This is a genomic window from Geminicoccus sp., assembly GCF_036263595.1.
In the GTDB taxonomy this organism is placed as follows: Bacteria; Pseudomonadota; Alphaproteobacteria; order Geminicoccales; family Geminicoccaceae; genus Geminicoccus.
Map to the genome: position 1 here is coordinate 1 of NZ_DATAGQ010000067.1, position 3,281 is coordinate 3,281.

At 67.8% G+C, this 3,281-nt stretch carries 4 protein-coding genes; 3 read left to right on the top strand and 1 reads right to left on the bottom strand.

Translation table 11 applies throughout. The annotated features are described in order from the left end of the window. Positions 1–151 precede the first annotated feature (151 nt). Positions 152–1,168: an FAD-dependent oxidoreductase gene (locus VHL31_RS05515; protein ID WP_329660204.1), complete on the bottom strand. Its 1,017-nt coding sequence runs from the start codon at positions 1,166–1,168 to the stop codon at positions 152–154. A gap of 50 nt (positions 1,169–1,218) precedes the next feature. Between VHL31_RS05515 and VHL31_RS05520 the strand changes: the two genes are divergently transcribed. From VHL31_RS05520 to VHL31_RS05530, 3 genes are read left to right on the top strand one after another with little or no spacing between them, the layout of a single operon-like run. Further along, positions 1,219–1,506 (top strand): hypothetical protein, encoded by a 288-nt coding sequence (locus tag VHL31_RS05520; RefSeq protein WP_329660205.1) that lies wholly within the window; start codon positions 1,219–1,221, stop codon positions 1,504–1,506. 39 nt (positions 1,507–1,545) lie between these two features. Continuing rightward, the gene (locus VHL31_RS05525; protein ID WP_329660206.1) at positions 1,546–2,490 is read left to right on the top strand and encodes an ornithine cyclodeaminase family protein; all 945 of its coding nucleotides are present in this window, start codon (positions 1,546–1,548) and stop codon (positions 2,488–2,490) included. After that, positions 2,487–3,023 (top strand): MarR family winged helix-turn-helix transcriptional regulator, encoded by a 537-nt coding sequence (locus VHL31_RS05530; RefSeq protein WP_329660207.1) that lies wholly within the window; start codon positions 2,487–2,489, stop codon positions 3,021–3,023. The genes VHL31_RS05525 and VHL31_RS05530 overlap by 4 nt, the downstream gene beginning before the upstream one ends. The last annotated feature ends 258 nt before the right edge of the window (positions 3,024–3,281 follow it).

Genomic DNA, 3,281 nt, shown 5'->3' on the forward strand with positions numbered 1-3,281 from the left:
GAAGCCATCGACCGCTCACTATGTCCGGCATCCCAAGGCACTGCAGAGCCTTTCGCGCCAGTCTCCTGAGCTGCGCAGGCCGAACGAATGTGCCTGGTGGCGGCTACATAATGTTGCGCCTTGGCCTGAGCTTCCTGCACCGTCCAACCCATCACGCCCCGCACAGCCATGGCGGCATCTTGGGCGACATCGCAGCCAAGTCCTTCGTCCCAGCCGAGCGCCACCGGCGGCGCAACAGGTCGTCGAGTTCCACCACCCCCTCCTGCTCGCAGGCATAGACGAGGCCGGTGACATCGATGCTGCCGTGCGCGCCATGGAGCTGCAGACGATTGGCCTGGGACGGGAACAGGCGGGCCGACCCGATCAGGGGTCTGGCTGGGCACGATGGCGCCAGGCGACGGCTGAGCGCGCCGATGATCTCGCGACCTGTACTGCGATGGACCATCAGCAGGCCCCCGGTATAGGCGAAATATCCAGGTGCACCCGCGCTGGCCAGATCGTGCACCCGGACGGCCGGGCCTCCTGCTGGATGGCGGGAATGGGCAGTCCGGGGGCGCACCCCAGCCCAGCTATAGATGACGTCGTCACGGCGGATCCGCAGTGCCGGGAACAGGTCGTTGAACTGCTCCAGGAGCTGGACGATCTCGTCCTCCCCGACCAGGCGCACTGCCACGTTGCTGGCTTTCGCACCCTGGTTCAGGCGGGGGACAGACAGGGATGAGCCGCGTGCGATCTCATCAACCCAGGCGCCGGCAGCATTCACGATGGTGCGCACCCAGTGGCTGCACGGATCGCCGCGGCGGTCGCGGGCGTGGAGGAGCCAGGTGGCGTCCGGGCGGCGCTCGATCCGCTCGACGGGCGTGTAGTTCTGGACCTTGGCGCCATTCTCGGCGGCGTTGAAGACGGCGTCGACGCAGATGCGCTCGGGCCAGTTGAACTGGTGCTCCACGCAGCGCACCACGCCCTCCAGCCGGTCCAGGTCGCGCAGATGGCGCAGGCAGGCATCACGGCGCACTTTTGCGGGCTCGATCATGCTTGCCTCGAGCGGCACACCGCCAGGGTCGAGGCTCTCCATCAGCCGGAAGCCCCACAGCATCCGGCGCAGCGAGATCGGGCCGTCCCGGTAGATCGGCAGGTGGAAGGTGACCGGCCGCACCCGCTCGGGCACGTCGCGGATGAAGGAAGAACGGTCGCGCAGTTGGGCTGGTGACCCCCACCATGGGGCTTCTTGCCAACATGGGCCTGGTGCTCGCCATGGTGGTGGTCGGCGGCATCGGCACCGTCACCGGCCCGATTCTCGGCACGATCGTGTTCCGGGTGATCGACTACTACGCGCGCGGCTATGGCGGCGAGTATACGGTCCTGATCTTCGCCCTCCTGATGCTGGTGATGATGCTGCTTGCCCGTGACGGCATTACTGGCATCATCGAGCGGGTGAAGGGACGCCTGTTCGGCCGGCGCCAGCGCTGGGCGGCAGCGGCTCCGGCAACGAATAGCGGCAAGTAGCCGAGGCCCACCACCCGCATCCTCGACTGGGCGACCTGGATGAGAACCTTTGATCCGGCAAGCGTGCACCGCCTGCTCGACTATCCGTCTCTGGTCGAGGCGCTGCGTGTGGCGCACGGCAACGGAGCGATGCCGACGACGGCCAGCCTGGTAATGGACGAGCCCGCCGGTAGCGGGGACAAGTTCCTGTCCCTGGTCGCCTGGGCTGCGGGTGACGTGATTGCCGCCAAGCTGGTGGGCGTCTTCCCCGGCAACCTCGCCTTGCCGGAGCCGCAGCCTTCCGTGCAGGGTCTGGTCGCCCTGTTCGATGCCGCCACCGGTGCGCCTCTGGCCGCCGGCGACGGCGCCGCCCTCACCTTTCGCAAGACCGCCGCCGACTCCGCCCTTGGTGCCGACTGCCTTGCCCGCAAGGATGCTGCTACCCTGCTGGTCGTCGGTGCCGGTGGGCTAGCGCCCCATGTCGCCATGGCGCATACCAGCGTGCGCCCGTCGATCCGGCGGGTGCTGGTCTGGAATCGCACGGCGGCCCGGGCCGAGGCGCTGGCGCGGGACCTGCGGCTGCCGTCTGCCAGCGTCGAGGCGATCACCGACCTCGATGCGGCCGTGGCACAGGCCGACATCATCTCCTGCGTGACCATGTCCAAGGCACCGCTGGTACGCGGCGCGCTCCTGCGCCCGGGGACCCATGTCGACCTGATCGGCGCCTACCTGCCGGACATGCGCGAATCGGATGACGACGTCATTCGCCGCGCTCGCCTGTTCGTCGACACCCGCAAGGGCTGCGACGGCTCGGGCGACCTGGGCCAGCCGATCGCCGTCGGCCTGATCGGGCTGGACTCGGTCGAGGCCGATCTGTTCGACCTGTGCAGCGGCCGCCATCCGGGGCGCCGGTCGAACGACGAGATCACCCTGTTCAAGAACGTCGGCGGCGCCCATCTCGACCTGTTCACCGCCCGCCACCTGATGCGGAAGGCCGAGGCATGACCGCCGGACCAGCCGACCACGACCGGACGGGAGAGTCGGCCGGCAACAGCCATGTCCCGACGATCCGTTCCATCCTGGGTGGCATCCTGCGCAACGATCGCGTCGACGCCGATGGCTTCCGCATCAGCCTTTGGAGCGGCTTCTATACGACCCCGATGTTCAACAAGATCGAGCGGACCTACGGCCTGCTGCGCGACGAGAACAACATCCTGTTCTGCCTGGCCTTTGATGGCCAGCTCACCGCCAAGAGCATCTCGGATGTGCTGGGTCGCCCCAAGAACAGCATCAGCCGCGCCGTCGAGCAACTCCTGCGCAAGGAACTGATCCGCCGGGAGCCGGTCAAGTCCGACCGGCGCTGGGCCCTGCTGACCATCGAGCCAGCCGGCCTGGCCGTGATCGAGAAGACCAGCGCCCTGTTCCGCCAGCGCGAGAATGAGATGCTGAAATGCCTGTCGCCGGTGGAGCGCGTCGCACTCGACCACATCCTCGCCAAGCTGATCCAGGACGCCGAGCACTGGCTGAAGCCGTTCTGACGCCGCCCAGCCTGGGCCTCCCGTCCTCGCAGGCCGTTGCGATGTGCCGCCCATGGACCTCGTTTGGCACCGGATGCGAGCAAGCTGGACACCTCCATTTACCGGCCAACGTGTGGGGCCGGACCGCGTCGTACGGCGAGGTGACGACGACCGCGGCTCTGTGTTGGCAGGATGTTGCCTTCGGGCTGATCATCCCTGTGCCGACAGGTTCCCCTGACGCTGTTCACCCTGGCAGGGTCTGCCGCTCGAGCCAGACCA

Coding starts and splice junctions, on each gene's coding strand:
- VHL31_RS05530 (WP_329660207.1), top strand. CDS start 2,487: ATGACCGCCGGACCAGCCGACCACGACCGGACGGGAGAGTCGGCCGGC.
- VHL31_RS05525 (WP_329660206.1), top strand. CDS start 1,546: ATGAGAACCTTTGATCCGGCAAGCGTGCACCGCCTGCTCGACTATCCG.
- VHL31_RS05520 (WP_329660205.1), top strand. CDS start 1,219: ATGGGGCTTCTTGCCAACATGGGCCTGGTGCTCGCCATGGTGGTGGTC.